Below are 15,287 nucleotides of genomic sequence, written 5' to 3' on the forward strand. Positions count from 1 at the left end.
CGAGCTGAGAACCGCAACGTCACCGATCTGGTTCGGTCCGACCGGACCGAACCGGCCCCCTCAGCCGCCGGCCGGCCTGCGAAAGACCAGGGTCAGGTTGTTGGCCGGCATCTCGTGCCGGGCAGCCAGGGTGAGGCCATGCCGGGCCGCCTCCGCGCCCACCTGCCCGATCTCGCGCAGACCCCATTCCGGATTCCGCAGCCGCAGGCTCTCGTCGAAGGCGACGTTGCTGGGGGCGAGTTCCCGGCCGGCCTCGGCAAAGGGGCCATAAAGGATCAGGGCTCCGGCCGCCGGCAGGATGCGCCCTGCCCCGGCCATCAGCCCCTCGGCGGCGCGCCAAGGCGCGATGTGGATCATGTTGACGGCCACGATCGCGTCCGCGGTTTCGACCGGCCAGGACGGCGCGGCCGCGTCGAGCCGGAGCGGCGGCAGGAGGTTCGCCAGCCCGGCAGCCTCGCGGTGGGCCGCGATGCTGGCCAGCGCCTCCGGGTCGCGGTCGGTGGGCTGCCAGAGGATCCCGGCCAGCGCCGCCGCCATGTACACGGCGTGCTCGCCGCTGCCGCTGGCCACCTCCACCACCGTGCCGCGCCCTGGCAGCTCCCGCCGCAGCACGGCCAGGATCGGGTCGCGGTTTCGGGCCGCGGAGGGCGAGATCAGGGCGGCAGGGCCGGGTTTGCTGTTCATCGCGCTCGTCTCCGGGGCCCGGCCGGGCTTACGATGCCGATCTCAAGGGAGAAACGGCATGAAGCTCTACTACTCACCGGGCGCCTGTTCCATCGGCATCCACGTTCTCCTGGAAGAGATCGGCAAGCCCTACGAGCTGGCCCGCGTGAACCTCGCCGAGGGCGAGCAGCACAAGGCGGAGTTCGCCGCCCTGAACCCCAAGGGCAAGGTGCCGGCGCTGCTTCGCCCCGACGGCTCCATCCTGACCGAATTCCCGGCCATCGCGATCTGGCTCGCCCGCACCAACCAGGACCGCAACCTCCTGCCCGGGGATCCGGACGCCGAGGCGCGGGCCATGGAGGCCATGGATTACATCGTGGCCACCCTGCACATGCAGGGCTTCTCGCGCATGTTCCGGCCGGCGAACTTCGCCCCGAGCGAGGCCGACCACCCGGCCGTCAAGGCGCGTGGCCGCGAGATCTTCAGCAAGGGGCTCGAGGCCATGGACCGGGCGCTCGCCGGAAAGGAGTGGGTGGCCGGCGGCGCCTTCTCGATCGCCGACGCGGCGCTGTTCTATGTCGAGTTCTGGGCGGCGGATCGGTCCGGGATGACCCTGCCGCCGAACCTCGCCGCGCACTATGCCCGCATGAAGGCGCGTCCCGCCGTCCGCAAGGCCATGGCCGACGAGGGCTTCGCCCCGGCCTGACCGCCCGTCAGCCGATCTGGCGCACCCGCGCCAGCGCGGCCCGCAGCTCGCCCGCCTGCTCGGCGCCGTACAGGGTCTCGAAATCCCGCTGCGCCGCCTGCCACAGCGGCACAGCCTCCCTGAGGCGCTGCCGGCCGGCCTCCGTCAGATCCAGCGCCCGGGTGCGGCCGTCGCGGCCCGGGCCGATGCGGACAAGCCCTTCGCGCTCCAGCGGCCGCAGCGCCCGGCCCGTGGTGGTCCGGTCCATGGCCATGCGGGCGGCCAATTCGCTGATCGCGAGAGGCCCGCCGCGGGAAAGGTTGGCCAGCACCGAGAATTGGGTGGCCCGCAGGCCGCAGGCGGCCAGATGCCGATCGTAGAACTGGGTCGCCTGGCGGGCAGCCGAGCGGAGGGCAAAGCAGTTGCACGGCGGGACGGCCGGTGCGGGGAGCGGCGCGCCTGTCTCCATGGCCCTGATTTAGGCGCGCAAACACCGTGACGCAAAGGGGGCGGCGGCGGCGCGGGGCGCCGACGCGCCTGCACGCCGACCTGAAACGCGCTAAGCTTCGGGACCGGCCGTCCGGGCGGAGGGAGACATGCCGGCTGCGCCGGGACAGGCAGGGCCGAGGGGGATCCGGCGCTGGCTAGCGCCGCTGCTGCGCCTATCCGAATACGGCACCGCCAGCTACCCGCCCAAGGTCCGGCGGCGCCTCCAGATCCTGAACGTCATGGCCGTGCTGGTTGCGCTGTTCTCGATCCTGTTCGCGGCGACCTATGCGGCCAACGACCTGTCCGGCCATCGCTGGGCGGTCCTGATCAACCTCGCCCTGGTGGCCGCCGCGCTCACCGTGCCGTTCGCGCATCGGCACAGCGAGATCACCGGGGCGATGATCCTGCTGGCCGCCGAATATGCCGGGCTGTTCGCGCTGGTGGCCCTGCTCGGGCGCTCGTCAGGGATCCAACTCAACTTCGTGGTGGTCGCCACCGTCGCCTTCGCGGTGCTCGGGCCGAGCCGGCCGGGGCTGCTGGTGTTGGTCCTCCTGACGGGCTTCGCCCTGCATGTCGGGGCCTGGTTCCTGTTTCCCGACGGGCAGGCTGGCGCCAGCCCGGACTTCCTGGCCCAGCTCTATGTGAATTCGGCGCTCACCGTGTTCGCGGTGACGGCCGCCATCGCGTTCTACGCCTTCTGGGTGGTCGAGCAGGCGGAGGCCGAGACGGAGGCCCTGCTTCGCAACGTGCTGCCCGACCTGATCGTGGAGCGGCTGAAGCGGCAGCCGGACGAACTCGTGGCCGACACGCACGCGGAGGTCTCGGTCCTGTTCTCCGACATCAAGAGCTTCGTGCCGCTGGCGCATTCCCTCGGCGCGCTCCGGACGGTCGAGATGCTGAACGACCTCGTGCGCGGCTTCGACCGGCTCGCCAGCCTGCACGGGGTCGAGAAGATCAAGACCATCGGCGACGCCTACATGGCCGTGGCCGGGCTGCCCGAGCCGGCCGCCGACCATGCGGTGCGGCAGGCCCGGATGGCGCTTGCCATGCAGGAGAGCGCGCGCGAGACCGCGAGCCGGTTCGGAGTCGAGATCGTGCTCCGGATCGGGATCGCGACCGGGCCGGTGATGGCCGGCGTGATCGGCACACGGAAGTTCAGCTATGATGTTTGGGGAGATGCAGTGAACCTCGCCGCGCGCCTGGAGCAGACCTGCGAGGTCGGCCGCGTCCATATCTCCACCGCCACCCGGACCCGGCTCGGCGAGCTGTTCCAGGTTCGGCCCCGCGGGGCGGTGCCGATCAAGGGCCTCGGCCCGGTGGAAACCTTTACGCTGCTCGGCCCCGCGCTCGGGGGGCCCGAACGGCCCGGGAGGGCCGCATGAGCGAGCCCTGGTCGGCCACCATCCTGACCCTGTACCCGGAGATGTTTCCGGGCCCGCTCGGGCTGTCGCTGGCCGGCGACGCCCTGCGGCGCGGCGCCTGGCGGCTCGATGCCCGCAACCTCCGCCTGCACGGCATCGGCCGCCACCGCACGGTGGACGACACCCCGGCCGGGGGCGGACCCGGCATGGTGCTGCGGGCCGACGTGCTGGCCGCCGCCATCGACGAGGTGTCGCCAGCCGGCGACCCCCGCCCCCGCCTGCTCTTCACGCCGCGCGGAACACCGCTGAACCAGGCACGGGTGCGCGAACTCGCGGCGGGGCCGGGCCTCGTGGCCCTCTGTGGCCGCTTCGAGGGGGTGGACGAGCGGGTGGTGCGGGCGCGCGGGCTCGAGGAGGTGTCGCTCGGCGACTTCGTGCTGTCCGGCGGCGAGGTCGCCGCGCTGGCCCTTCTTGACGCCTGTGTCCGGCTGCTGCCCGGGGTGATGGGCAAGGCGGCCTCAGGCCAGGAGGAGAGCTTCGAGGGCGGGCTCCTGGAATACCCCCATTACACCCGCCCGCGCGAATGGGAGGGGCTGGGCATCCCGCCGGTCCTGCTGTCGGGCGATCACGGTGCCGTCGAGAGCTGGCGCCGGGCCGAGGCGCGCCGCGTCACGGCCGAGCGCCGGCCGGACCTGCTCCGCCGCGATCCCGACAAGGCCGGTTGACGCTGCCGGAGGCGGCGTATTGTCTACGGCCTCCGCACCCCGAGCCTCTCATGCCCGTGATCAACCGCATCGCAGACCTGGCCGACGAGGTGACGGCCTGGCGCCGGGACTTCCACACCCATCCCGAGCTGATGTTCGATGTCCACCGCACGGCCCGGATCGTGGCCGAGAAGCTGCGGAGCTTCGGCTGCGACGAGGTTGTCACCGGGATCGGCCGGACCGGCGTGGTCGGCGTGATCCGGGGGGCGCGCGGCCCCGGCGGGCGGGTGGTCGGGCTGCGGGCCGACATGGACGCCCTGCCGATCACGGAAGCCACGGGGGCCGCTTACGCGTCGGCGACGCCGGGCCTGATGCATGCCTGCGGCCATGACGGCCACACCGCCATGCTGCTGGGAGCCGCCAAGTACCTGGCCGAGACCCGTAATTTCGACGGCACCGCGGTGGTGATCTTTCAGCCGGCCGAGGAGGGCGGCGGCGGCGGCAAGGAGATGGTGGCCGACGGACTGATGGACCGCTTCGGCATCCAGGAGGTCTACGGCATGCATAACTGGCCGGGCACGCCGGTCGGCGATTTCGCCATCCGGCCGGGCCCCATGATGGCCGCGGCCGACCGTTTCACCGTCACGGTCGAGGGCAAGGGCGGCCATGCCGCGCAGCCGAACCGATGCGTGGACACGCTGCTGGTCGCCTGCCAGATCGTGGTGGCTCTGCAATCGGTCGTGTCGCGCAACACCGACCCGCACGACCCGGCGGTGCTGTCCGTGTGCTCGTTCAGGGCGGGCGAGACCTTCAACGTGATCCCGCAGACCGCCACGCTCTTGGGCACCGTCCGGACCCTTCAGCCGCACACGCAGGACCTGATGGAGGAGCGGATCAAGGCGGTCGCGACCGCCACGGCCGCGGCGTACGGGGCGAGTGCCACGGTCGCCTACCGACGCGGCTATCCGGTCACCTTCAACCATCCCGAACAGACCGCGTTCATGGCCGAGATCGACCGCTCGGTCGGCCGCACCGTCCGGACCGACATCCCGCCCGAGATGGGGGCGGAGGATTTCTCCTACATGCTGCTCGAGCGGCCCGGCGCCTACATCTTCATGGGCAACGGCGACTCGGCCTCGTGCCACCATCCGGCCTACGATTTCGACGACAGCGCCATCCCGTTCGGCGCCTCGCTCTGGGCCCGGATCGTCGAACAGCGAATGCCGGCGCGGTGAGGCCCAGGCCAGCCCGCTGAGGCCCCAGCCGGGGCGCGGTTCAACCCCTGCTGGGAGACGGCCTTGGCTGTCCACGACCTGACCTGGTTCGACCTCGTGGCCCGCAACGGCCAGCTCCGGCCGGAGGCGAGCGCCGTGATCTTCGAGGGCCATCGGATCAGCCATGGCGAGGCCCTGGCCCGCGCCCTGGCCCTGGCGGCGGGTCTGGCCTCAGCCGGCGTCCGCAAGGGCGACCGGGTCGCCCTCGTCTCCGCCAATCGCCCCGAGATGCTGGACGTCGCGGCCGCCTGCGGGCGGCTCGGGGCCATCCTGGTGCCGGTGAACTGGCGCCTTTCGGCCGAGGAGATCGCCTACACCCTGGCGGATGTCTCCCCCGCGCTGGTCATCGCCGAGCCGGAGCACGACGCGACCCTGCGGGCGGCCCCGGCCGCCCGGGCCGCGGCAGCCGGGATCTACCTGCTGGACGGCGAGCCAGCGCCGCCGTTCCGCCGCTTCGCGGACCTGGCGGCCGGCTCGCCGGCGGGCCTGCCCGACAGCGAGGTCCGGTCGGCCGACCCGTTCGTGATCATCCACACGGCCGCGGTCGGGGGCACGCCCCGCGGCGCCGTGCTGAGCCACGCCAACATCCTGGCGCACAACCTCCAGCTCGCCGCGAGCTGGCAGCTCGGCCCGCAGGACGTCGCCCTGGCGGCGCTGCCGCTCTTTCACATCGCCGGTCTCGGCCTGGCCATGGCGGTGCAGCAGGCCGGCGGTTCGAGCGTGCTGATGCGGCGGTTCGAGCCGAAGGCCGCCGCCGATGCCATCGCGGCTCACGGGGTCACCTGCCTGTGCGAATTCGCCCCGATGCTGTCCGGCCTGCTCGACGCGGCGGCGGCGGGCGGGCAGGATCTGGGCTCCCTCACCGCCGTGTGGGGTCTCGACGCGCCCGAAACGATTGCCCGGTTCGAGGAGACCTGCCCGGCGGCGCGGTTCTGGGCCGGCTACGGCCAGTCCGAAACCTCCGGCTACGTGTCCTTCGCCCCCCATCGCGACCGGCCCGGCTCGGCCGGCCGGCCGAGCGCCCTCGCACTGCTCGAGGTCGTGGACGAGGACGGCCGGGCGGTCGCGATGGGCGACACGGGCGAGATCGTGGTCCGGGGCCCGCTGGTCTTCTCGGGCTACTGGAACCGGCCCGAGGAGGCGGACAACACCGTCCGGGCGGGCCGCCACCACACCGGCGACATGGGCCGGCTCGACCCCGACGGCTACCTCTTCTACGCCGGCCGCTCGCCCGCCAAGGAGTTGATCAAGTCCGGCGGTGAAAACGTCTACCCGGCCGAGGTCGAACGCGCGCTCCGCGAACATCCGGCGATCGACGCCGCGGTGGTGATCGGCGTGCCGGACCCGCATTGGGGCGAGATCGTCAAGGCGGTCTGCGTGCGGGGGCACGGGGCCGAGGTTTCGGCCGCGGACCTGATCGGCTTCGTGGGGGCCCGCATCGCGCGCTTCAAACGGCCCAAGGAGGTCGTCTTCGTCGAGTCCCTGCCCGTCACGGCCGCCGGCCTCATCGACCGGGCGCGGGTCAAGGCCGAGCACGGCGCGGCATGAGCCCGGCCGATCAGGCCGTGACCGGGCGCAGCACGCGGTGATCCGGGTCCAGATCGCGATCGTCGGCGGCGGCATCGCCGGGGCCGCGGCGGCCGCGCATCTCGCGGTCGAGCGGTCCGTGCTGCTGCTCGAGCGCGAAGACCAGCCGGGCTACCACGCCTCCGGGCGCTCGGCGGCCCTGTTCTCGGAGACCTACGGCAACGCCACAGTCCGGGCCCTGTCGGTCGCCAGCCGCCCCTTTCTGGAGCGCCCTCCGGAGGGCTTCTCCGATCACCCGCTGCTGACCCCGAGGGGAGCGCTGCATGTCGGCGGGGCGGGGCACGAGGCCAAGCTCGGCCTGCTGCTGCGTGAGGCGCAGGCGTTGGTGCCGGCGGTGCGGGCTCTTTCGGGCGAGCAGATGCGCCGCCTCGTCCCGGCGCTGCGGCCCGAAGCCGCGACGGCCGGCGTGTACGAGCCGGACGCCCGCGACATCGACACCCATGCCCTCCTGTCCGGCTTCCTGCGCATGGCCCGGGCCGGCGGGGCCGACATCCTGACCCGGGCCGAGGTGACGGCCGTTTCGCGCGAAGGCGAGGGCTACCGACTGGAGACCCGGGCCGGACCGGTCGTGGCCGAGGTCGTGGTCGATGCCGCCGGCGCCTGGGCGGACGGGCTCGCGGAGCTGGCCGGCGTGAGGCCGCTCGGGCTGCGGCCGAAGCGCCGCACCGCCTTTCTGTTCGAGCCGCCGCCGGATCTCGACATCCGGGCCTGGCCGATCGTGGTCGGGGCGGACGAGGACGTCTACGTGAAGCCCGATGCCGGGCTGCTGCTCGCCTCCCCGGCCGACGAGACCGACAGCGAGCCGACCGATGCTCAGCCGGAGGAGATCGACGTGGCGACCGCGGCCGAGCGGGTCGAAGCCCTGCTGGACCTCCCGGTGCGGCGCATCCGCCGCCGCTGGGCGGGTCTGCGCACCTTTGCGGCCGACCGGACGCCGGCCGTGGGCTTCGATCCGGTCGAGCCGGGCTGGTTCTGGCTCGCTGGCCAAGGAGGCTACGGCTTCCAGACCGCGCCGGCACTCGGCCGGGCCGCGGCCGAGCTGATTGTTCGCGGGCGCCTGCCGGCCGAACTCGCCGGGGCCGGGATTCTCCCGGCCGACCTGGCGCCGGAGCGCCTCCTCAGATGAAGTCGAGCAGCGACATGCGGGCCACGGTCGAGGTCGTCTGATAACTCGCCTGCAGGCGGGTCTGCGTGGCCAGAAGCTTGGCCGCGACCTCGGACGGGTTGGCGTTCTCCGCCCCCGCCAGAGTGTCCTCGATCTGGGCCTTCTCGGCCGCGAGCCGGCTCTTGGCCGCTCCAATCTGACCATGTGCGATGCTCAGGTCGGCCGCGATCTGGGCAAGCGGAGCCGATCCGGCCGCCGCGGAGATGCGCGTGGCCAGCGCCGCATAGCGGGCATTGGCGGTCGGGTCGCCGGCCGGAAAGCTTTCGGCCGCAAGCGCCGCCAGGGAGACGAGCACGGCCCGGATCCCGGGCTCGTTGGCGCGCGCGCCGATCAGGATCGGCGGGCCCTCGCCCACCCGGACGGGCGCCGTTTCCCGGGCCGATCCGGCCGCGTCATCGCCGCGGTACCAAATCACGGTGTTGGCGGCGGAGCCCGTCACCAGGGCCGTCGCTGTCGCGAAAGGCGGTCCGGCCACCCGCTCCGGCGGCCCGGAGAGCGAGCCGGCCAGAAAGCTGTTGGCCGCCTTGTGAGCCGACGCGGAGGCGAGCTTCGTGGTCACCAGGCCGGCCACCGCCGTGTCGAGCGCCGCCCGCAGATTCGCGGCCGTGTCGTCCGGCGTGACCCCGATCGCGAAGCCGTTCGCAGCCGTCCCGGTCTGGCCCGCCGCGGTCGCCGTGAGCGTAAGGGTTTCGCGGCTGCCGTCCGGCAGCCCGAACTCGAGGGTGACCGTTTCGCCGGCGGCCGGCTGCCCGCCGAGGGTGATCGAGGCGGCGGCGGGAGGGCCGGCGCTGCGGCTGGCCGAGATCGCCGTCCCGGTCGCCGTGGCGCTCGCCACCTTGAGGCCGAACGGCAGGCCAGCGGCCTCCTCGGTGAGGGTCGCCGCTGAACCCGCCCCGCCGACCGCCAGGCGGCCGCGGCCATCGGGGCCCGCATCGGCCTCCTTGCGCTCGGCGATGAGCTGCCGGAGCCCGGCCCGGCCCGGCTCGCCGTCAAGCATCGCGTCATACGAGGCGACCGGCACGATGTCCGGGCTGCGGCCGGAGAACAGGTACCGGCCGTCGACCTCGGTGTTGAGGAGCTCGATGGCCTGGCGCAGCCCCTCCTCGGCCGACAGCGTGGTGCTGGTCTGGCCGATCGGCCCCGCCCCGAGCGAGGTCGGCAGACTGCTGGCGAGGCTGGACGCGATTTCGGCCAGACGGGTCACGCCCTGCCCCATCAGGCTGAGCCGGACCCCGGCGTCCCCGACATTGCTCTGGTGGCCCGCCACGCTGGACAGGGCCGAGCGGCCGGACAGGCTCGTGGCCGCGCCCGCGCCGAGCCCGGCGTAATTGTCCGCCACGCGGCCGGTCGAGAGCTGGGCCTGAAGCCGGGCGAGATCCGCCTTCAGATCCCGAAAGGCCGCGTCAGAGCGCGTCGCCCCCAGACTCGTCGAACCGTAGGCGCCGACGCCGCTCATCCGCCGATCCTCATCAGCAGATCCAGCATCTCCTTGCTGGCCGTGATCAGGCGGGCATTGGCCCCGTAGGCCGTCTGGAGCTGGATCAGCTGCGTCAGCTCGGTGTCGATGTTCACGCCCGCCTGGTCGGCGAAGCGGCTCCGGACGGCGTTCAGCACCACCTGCTGGCCCTCGTCCAGGCTTGCGGCCGCGGTGGCGTCCGCCGCCTGCGTGGAGATGACCTGCCGGGCGAAGCCCGTCACCGTGCCGGTCCAGGCGCTGCTCGAGCCGCCGATCCCGGCCGCGCCGGAGAAGGAGCGCGACGCGCTGGTCAGCCGGTCGAGGATCAGTGCAGGCCGGGTCGTGTCCCCGGCCAGGACCGACGGGCCATAGCTGATCAGCTTGGCATTGTCGGCCACAAGGCCGGGATGAATGGCAATGCGGCCCGCGAAGCCGGCAAGTTGGGACCCGGCCTCGAAGGAGCCCGTGAAGGCGGCGTTGCCCCAGCCGGCATCGACGAAGAACGGGAGTTCGGGCGCGCCGGAGGCGAGGCCCGTTACGGTCGCCTGGGCGGACAGGGCCGTGACCGCGCTCGTGCCGCCGTTGTTGAGGACCCGGAGGGTCGCGCCGGAGGTGTTCGAGACGGCGTAGTCGGGGCCAAGCGCCGAGCCGATGGTCGCAACCGCCCCCGCGAGCCCACCCGAGAGATCCACCGCGACCTGACCGGCCGCCGCGGCGGCCGCCACGCCAAACGCGCTCGACGCCCTGACGAAGGTCAGCGTGCGGGTGGCCCCGCCCGGATCGCGCACCGAGACGGTGATCGGGTTGCCGGCCGAGAGCGCGGCGAGATCGAGGTCGAAGCCGCTGGCGGCGCCCGCCGAGCTCGCCGTCCCGGCGACGGTCCGGTCCGAAAGCGCGGCCGCGAGGCCGGCGGCGAGTTCGTCGAGCTGGGCCTGCGCTTGAGGCAGGATGCGGTCGCGCAGTTCGACATGGGCCGCGATCTCGCCCGACCGGATCAGACCGGAGGCGAGGGCGTCGCGCCGCACGCCGTCCAGGCCGGTGGCCGTGATCGTGCCGGCCTGGCGCCTTGCCGGGTCCGGATCATAGGCCGCGCCCGGCGCGAGGGGGCGGGCGTCGAAGCTGAGCGATATGGCGCGCGGCCCGTCCACCAAGGACAACCCGCCCGTGGTCGCGACGGCGACCGTGCCGTTTGGCTGCGCCGTGACCTTGAGGTCCATCAGCGTGGACAGCTCGTCAATCAACGCATCGCGCTGATCGGCCATGGCCGCGCTGGGGCTTCCGACCAGCTTGCCGTTGAGAACGGCGATCTCCGCGAGCAGGCTGTCGGCCCGGCTCACGGCGCGGCCGAGCGAATCCTCCGAATCCTGCCGGAGCGAGGCGACCTGCCCGGCGAGGTCGTTCAGCGATCCGGCGAGACCGGAGGCCGCGGCCACCACCTCCGCGCGCGCCGCATAGGACGACGGGTTGTTGGTCAGCGCCTGGAGCTTGGACGTGAAGGTATCGAGCCGCGTCGCCAGCGAGCCGGTCCCGCCCGGCTGGTCGAACATCCGGTTCAGGATGCCGTGGGCGGAGGCCCGCACGGACGCGTAGCTGGCGCCCGCCTGTTCGAGCCGGAGCTGGCGCTGCACCAGGGTGTCGAGCGTCCGGGTGGCTCCGGCCACGTCGACGCCGAGGGTGCGTCCGCCCGCGACCAGCTGCTCGCTCGCCAGGACCCGCCGCGTGTAGCCGACGGAGCTGGCATTGGCGACGTTTTGGGAGACGACGTCCATTCCGGCCTGCGCCGCGCGCAGGCCGGAAAAGGCCGTCTCGATCGAGCTCGTCAGCCCCATGGCGCCGACCTATGCCTTGCCGCCCGCTACCGGATCACGTTGATGACGTCCTGCAGCATCTGCTGCGCCGTCGACATCACGCGGGTATTGGCGGAATAGGCCTGCTGGGTGACGATCATCTTGGAGAACTCGTCCGAGATGTCGGTGTTGGACATCTCGACCGAGCCGCCCGTGAGCGAGGAGCCCTGGAGGCCGAAGCTCGGCGCGCCGGACTCGGCCGTCTGCGCATAGCTGCCGCCATCCATGCGCTTCAGAAGGTCGTTGGCGTTGAAATGCGCGACCAGAACCTGGGCGATGGTCGAGATCTGGCCGTTGGAATAGCTGCCGGTGACGCGGCCGTCGCTGGATACCGACACACCGTTCAGCGTTCCGGTCGAATAGCCGTCCTGCTGGATGTTGCCGTTCGACATCTCCCCGCCGGCATCGCCGTACTGGGTCAGGTTGCCGGAGCCGAACTTCACGCTGACCGGCCCGACCGTAGTGCCGTTGATGGCCAGCGACGGGATCGTCATGCTGGAGGCGGAGGTCAGGGCGCCGCTCGGCGTGAAGGTGGCGGCGCCGACCTTGGCCCACGCGGCCGCACTGCCCGTCGCCGTCGGGCTGACCTGGTAATAGAGGTTCCAGGTGTCCGTTCCGCCCGCGGCCGAGCTCGCGGTCTTGCCCCACCGGGTCTGCATCGTGACCGCCGTCCCGGCCCCGTCGTAGACGGTGACGTCGCCTCCCGCGATGGTCTGGCCCAGGAAGGCGGCCCGGTCCGCGCCGGACACCGTGGCGCCGCCCGCGAGGCCGGCATCGAGGAGTTCCGAACCGGCCACGGCTGCATCCGCCCTGGCGGTCTTCGGGTAGAGGGGAAGATTGGCCTGATAGGTGACCCCGCCTGTCTGTTTTGCCGGAAGCGGAGTGGTCGGAAGCTTGATCGGGGCACTCCCCTGGCCGGAGACGCTGCCCATCAGGTAATTGCCGGACCCGTTCACCAGGTAGCCGTTGGCGTCGCTCTGGAAGTCGCCCCGCCGCGTGAACAGGTTCTGGCCGGAGAAGACGGGCTGTGAGTTCGAGCCCGTGTTTGACTGCACGGTGAAGTAGCCGTCGCCGTTCAGAGCCATGTTGGTCGTGATGCCGGTCGATTTCAGGCTGCCCTGGAGCGTGTTGGTGAGCTGCGAGAAGGTGCCGACCGAACCCGCGCTTTCGTGCCGGGCGGGCGCGTCCGGGATCAGGTCCACGAAGCTCGTATCCACTCGCTTGAAGCCGACCGTCTGCGAGTTGGCGATGTTCCCCGAGATGTTCTCGAGGGCGTAGGACTGAGCCGACAGGCCGGTCACCGCCGTCGACAACGCATTCAGGATACCCATAGACGCAAACCCCCTCCGGCCCTGCGCAATCCGCGCCGGGGCACGGCAACGGATCAGCAACCGGCGTGCCAGCCAGAAACCGCTGAATCCGCTGCCGTTTCGGGTTTGGCGGGGCTGCCGCCCGGCAGAACCGGGCCAGCCTCCCGGCAGGTTTTGCCGGGCTCCCTAGGCCTCGGGCCGGAGCCCGGACGCGAATTCGCCGGCGACATCGCCGAGCCGGGGCGGCTGTTCGCGGATAAACGGCAGGGGCCGGCAGACCTCGATCGCGGCGAGTCCGAACCGCGCCGTCATCAGCCCGTTCAAAACCCCCTCGCCGAGCCGGGCCGAGATGCGGGCCGCGACGCCGTGGCCGAGCACCTGCTGGATCAGGCTGTCCCCGAGCGCCGCCCCGCCGGTCACGGCGAGGTGGTTCAGGGCCGCCCGGGCGAGCCTGAGAAAGCCCAGCATGCCCGGACGGCCGGCATAGATGCGGGCGATGTGGCGTAGAAGGCGGGCCCCGGCGAAGACCACGAAGGCGATGTCGACCAGCGCCCGCGGGCTCAGCGCGGTGACGACGGAGACCTGCTTCGCGGCCTCCGCCACGGCCCGGGTCGCCTGCTCGTCGAGCGGCGCCAGCAGCGTTCGCTCGGCCAGCGCCAGCCGGTCCTCCGCATCCATGATCTCGGCATCCGCGTCGGCGACGCTCGGCCCTGCCGCGGAGACCGCGCGGCCCTCGTAGAGCGCCGCGATCTCCCGGGCCACGGCGCGGGCCGTGGCGTGGTCGCGCACGGCGAGGGCCTCGACCGCCCGCATCCTGAGCGCCTCCGTGCGGCGCTCGCGCAGCACGCCGCGGATCTCGCGCGCCGCGATCACCACGAGCGACAGCACAGCCAGCGCCGTCAGGCCCACAGCCACCCAGCCGAGCCAGGTCGAGGCGGCAAAGAGGTCGCGGATCAGCCGCTCGATCCCGAGCCCGATCGCCAAGCTGGCGAGCCCGCCCGTCGCGGCCAGGAGCAGTCGGGCCCAGGGCGCTTGACGGGGCGCGGGCGGCAGGACCGGCACGCGATCGGCGGCCACAATCGCGTCCGCCGGCTCCTCCGTGACGATGATGCGGGCGGCGTCCCGGACGTCGTCGGGGAGGTTCGGGCTCTCGGGGGTGACCGTGTAGGTGCCGGGCTGGTCGAGCCGATAGGCGCGCGGGCGCGTGCTCATGGCAGCCGGTCTCCGAGGAGGAAATCGAGCGCGCGGTCGAGCCGGATATGCGGCAGGGCGGCTGAGCGGCCCGCCGCATCCACCGGGATGCGGGGCGGCCGGAAGCGCGGAAAGCGCAGCGAGCCGGGTTCGAGCCCGCCCGTGAACACGGTTTCGGGGTCGGCCGGCAGTTCGCCGGAGAAGATCGCGGCTTCGGTCTCGCCGTCGAACACGTCGTCGCCGATCCGCTCGCCAGCCTCCGGCGTGCCGGCCACCGCGCGCAGGCTTGTCCGGCCTTCCATGATGGAGGTTTCCCGGGTGGCCCGCACGGAGGCGAGTGCGACGGTGCCGACCCGCGCCCCGGCCGCCTCGGTGCGTCGCACGGCGCGCCCGACCAGCAGCCGCAGCAGGCGCTCCAGGCGGTCGTGGCTCGTGTGGTGGATGTGGTCGGCCTTGGTGGCCGCGAACAGGACCCGGTCGGCCCGCGGCGCGAAGATGCGGGACAGGAAGGAGTTGCGGCCCGCGTTGAAGGCCATCAGCACCCGGTCGAGCGCCTCTTCCAGCTCGGCCAGCGCCGCCGGCCCGCCGTCGGCCGCGGCCAGCACGTCCACCAGCACAATCTGCCGCTCGATGCGCTGGAAATGGTCACGGAAGAACGGCTGCACGACGCGCGTCTTGTAGCTCTCGAAGCGGCGCTGCATCAGGGCCGCGAGGCTGCCGGAGGCAATGCGGACCTCGGCGCCGAGATCAAGCGGCGCGAAGGTCAGGGCCGGCGAGCCGGCAAGATCGCCCGGCATCAGAAAGCGGCCGGGCGGGGTGGTGGCGACCGCTTCCGGTCCCTGCCGCAGCGCCCGCAGATAGGCCCGAAAGGCTTCGGCCAGCCGCTCGGCCTTCGCTTCGTCCGCCGGGGCGCCGGGGTCGACGGCGGCGAGCGCGGCCCGCCAGGGCGCGGCGGCCGCGGCGCGGCCCGGCCGCCCACTCGCGGCCACGGTCTCCCGCGACCAGTCGAGATAGCTCTGGTCGATCAGCGACAGGTCGAGCAGCCACTCGCCTGGGTAATCCACGATGTCGAGCGACAGCGTCGCCGGGCCGGCCCGCCATCGGCTCGTGCGCTCGAAGTCGATCTCGAGCCGGAGCTCCGCCGTGCGGCTGGTCGAAGCCGGCCAGCGTCGGTCGGCGACCAGGGCCTCGAGATGGGCCTCAAAGGCGAAGCGCGGCACGTCGTCGTTCGGCTGGTGGGCGAGCCGCGTCTGCCTGATGCGGCCCTCCGCAGCGGCCCGAAAGGCCGGCATCGGCGTGCGGCGGATCAGGTGGTGCACCAGGGCCGTCGTGAACACCGTCTTGCCCGAGCGGGCGAGCCCGGTGACGCCGAGCCGCAGCGTCGGCTGAAACAGGTCCTGGCCCGCCTGGCGCAGCGAATGCGCCGCGCCCGAGGCGCGCGACAGCGCGTCGCCGAAGGTCGAAAGGTCGGGAAAGGAGGGCAACGCGGAACCTTTGGGAACGGCCGGAAGGAGACGTTAGCGCGGCGCTGCGGCCGGCGACACCTCGGGGACCG

General features: G+C 72.6%; 13 protein-coding genes. 6 read left to right on the forward strand and 7 right to left on the reverse strand.

The features are described 5' to 3' along the window. Positions 1-60 precede the first annotated feature (60 nt). The gene (locus JWR86_RS16190; RefSeq protein ID WP_299567395.1) at positions 61-684 is read right to left on the reverse strand and encodes a DUF938 domain-containing protein; all 624 of its coding nucleotides are present in this window, start codon (positions 682-684) and stop codon (positions 61-63) included. A gap of 58 nt (positions 685-742) precedes the next feature. On the opposite strand from JWR86_RS16190, the gene JWR86_RS16195 reads away from it, so the two are divergent. Further along, complete coding sequence (locus JWR86_RS16195) at positions 743-1,369, forward strand: glutathione S-transferase C-terminal domain-containing protein (protein WP_299567396.1); 627 nt, start codon at positions 743-745, stop codon at positions 1,367-1,369. A 7-nt stretch (positions 1,370-1,376) separates the two neighbouring features. Here the strand turns inward: JWR86_RS16195 and JWR86_RS16200 are convergent, their stop codons facing one another. Next, on the reverse strand, positions 1,377-1,817 hold the full coding sequence (locus JWR86_RS16200; protein ID WP_299567397.1) for a MarR family winged helix-turn-helix transcriptional regulator: 441 nt from the start codon (positions 1,815-1,817) through the stop codon (positions 1,377-1,379). 127 nt (positions 1,818-1,944) lie between these two features. On the opposite strand from JWR86_RS16200, the gene JWR86_RS16205 reads away from it, so the two are divergent. The 5 genes from JWR86_RS16205 (at position 1,945) to JWR86_RS16225 (ending at position 7,889) form a co-directional block, all read left to right on the forward strand. Then, positions 1,945-3,219, forward strand: coding sequence for an adenylate/guanylate cyclase domain-containing protein (locus tag JWR86_RS16205; RefSeq protein ID WP_299567398.1), 1,275 nt, complete (start codon positions 1,945-1,947; stop codon positions 3,217-3,219). Then, complete coding sequence (gene trmD, locus JWR86_RS16210; protein ID WP_299567400.1) at positions 3,216-3,923, forward strand: tRNA (guanosine(37)-N1)-methyltransferase TrmD; 708 nt, start codon at positions 3,216-3,218, stop codon at positions 3,921-3,923. Before JWR86_RS16205 ends, trmD begins: the two co-directional genes overlap by 4 nt. Positions 3,924-3,973: 50 nt before the next feature. Continuing rightward, positions 3,974-5,137, forward strand: a complete 1,164-nt coding sequence (locus tag JWR86_RS16215) for a M20 aminoacylase family protein (protein ID WP_299567401.1) — start codon at positions 3,974-3,976, stop codon at positions 5,135-5,137. Positions 5,138-5,200: 63 nt separating this feature from the next. Further along, positions 5,201-6,724, forward strand: a complete 1,524-nt coding sequence (locus JWR86_RS16220; RefSeq protein ID WP_299567402.1) for an AMP-binding protein — start codon at positions 5,201-5,203, stop codon at positions 6,722-6,724. A gap of 37 nt (positions 6,725-6,761) precedes the next feature. Continuing rightward, positions 6,762-7,889: an FAD-dependent oxidoreductase gene (locus JWR86_RS16225; protein WP_299567403.1), complete on the forward strand. Its 1,128-nt coding sequence runs from the start codon at positions 6,762-6,764 to the stop codon at positions 7,887-7,889. On the opposite strand, the gene JWR86_RS16230 is transcribed toward JWR86_RS16225, so the two are convergent. The 5 genes from JWR86_RS16230 to JWR86_RS16250 form a co-directional block, all read right to left on the reverse strand. Beyond that, positions 7,882-9,384 (reverse strand): hypothetical protein, encoded by a 1,503-nt coding sequence (locus tag JWR86_RS16230; RefSeq protein WP_299567404.1) that lies wholly within the window; start codon positions 9,382-9,384, stop codon positions 7,882-7,884. The two genes, JWR86_RS16225 and JWR86_RS16230, sit on opposite strands and share 8 nt — an antisense overlap. Further along, complete coding sequence (flgK, locus tag JWR86_RS16235; protein WP_299567405.1) at positions 9,381-11,213, reverse strand: flagellar hook-associated protein FlgK; 1,833 nt, start codon at positions 11,211-11,213, stop codon at positions 9,381-9,383. Before flgK ends, JWR86_RS16230 begins: the two co-directional genes overlap by 4 nt. A 26-nt stretch (positions 11,214-11,239) precedes the next feature. Then, complete coding sequence (locus tag JWR86_RS16240; protein WP_299567407.1) at positions 11,240-12,562, reverse strand: flagellar hook protein FlgE; 1,323 nt, start codon at positions 12,560-12,562, stop codon at positions 11,240-11,242. 165 nt (positions 12,563-12,727) lie between these two features. Then, positions 12,728-13,753, reverse strand: a complete 1,026-nt coding sequence (locus tag JWR86_RS16245) for a YcjF family protein (RefSeq protein ID WP_299567408.1) — start codon at positions 13,751-13,753, stop codon at positions 12,728-12,730. Beyond that, the gene (locus JWR86_RS16250) at positions 13,750-15,177 is read right to left on the reverse strand and encodes a YcjX family protein (protein ID WP_299567414.1); all 1,428 of its coding nucleotides are present in this window, start codon (positions 15,175-15,177) and stop codon (positions 13,750-13,752) included. The genes JWR86_RS16245 and JWR86_RS16250 overlap by 4 nt, the downstream gene beginning before the upstream one ends. Between the last annotated feature and the right edge of the window lie 110 nt (positions 15,178-15,287).

The sequence above is a fragment of the Enterovirga sp. genome, from assembly GCF_028290205.1.
Taxonomy (GTDB): domain Bacteria; phylum Pseudomonadota; class Alphaproteobacteria; order Rhizobiales; family Beijerinckiaceae; genus Enterovirga.

Coding starts and splice junctions, on each gene's coding strand:
- flgK (WP_299567405.1), bottom strand. CDS start 11,213: ATGGGGCTGACGAGCTCGATCGAGACGGCCTTTTCCGGCCTGCGCGCG.
- JWR86_RS16215 (WP_299567401.1), top strand. CDS start 3,974: ATGCCCGTGATCAACCGCATCGCAGACCTGGCCGACGAGGTGACGGCC.
- JWR86_RS16240 (WP_299567407.1), bottom strand. CDS start 12,562: ATGGGTATCCTGAATGCGTTGTCGACGGCGGTGACCGGCCTGTCGGCT.
- JWR86_RS16245 (WP_299567408.1), bottom strand. CDS start 13,753: ATGAGCACGCGCCCGCGCGCCTATCGGCTCGACCAGCCCGGCACCTAC.
- JWR86_RS16190 (WP_299567395.1), bottom strand. CDS start 684: ATGAACAGCAAACCCGGCCCTGCCGCCCTGATCTCGCCCTCCGCGGCC.
- JWR86_RS16200 (WP_299567397.1), bottom strand. CDS start 1,817: ATGGAGACAGGCGCGCCGCTCCCCGCACCGGCCGTCCCGCCGTGCAAC.
- trmD (WP_299567400.1), top strand. CDS start 3,216: ATGAGCGAGCCCTGGTCGGCCACCATCCTGACCCTGTACCCGGAGATG.
- JWR86_RS16195 (WP_299567396.1), top strand. CDS start 743: ATGAAGCTCTACTACTCACCGGGCGCCTGTTCCATCGGCATCCACGTT.
- JWR86_RS16230 (WP_299567404.1), bottom strand. CDS start 9,384: ATGAGCGGCGTCGGCGCCTACGGTTCGACGAGTCTGGGGGCGACGCGC.
- JWR86_RS16205 (WP_299567398.1), top strand. CDS start 1,945: ATGCCGGCTGCGCCGGGACAGGCAGGGCCGAGGGGGATCCGGCGCTGG.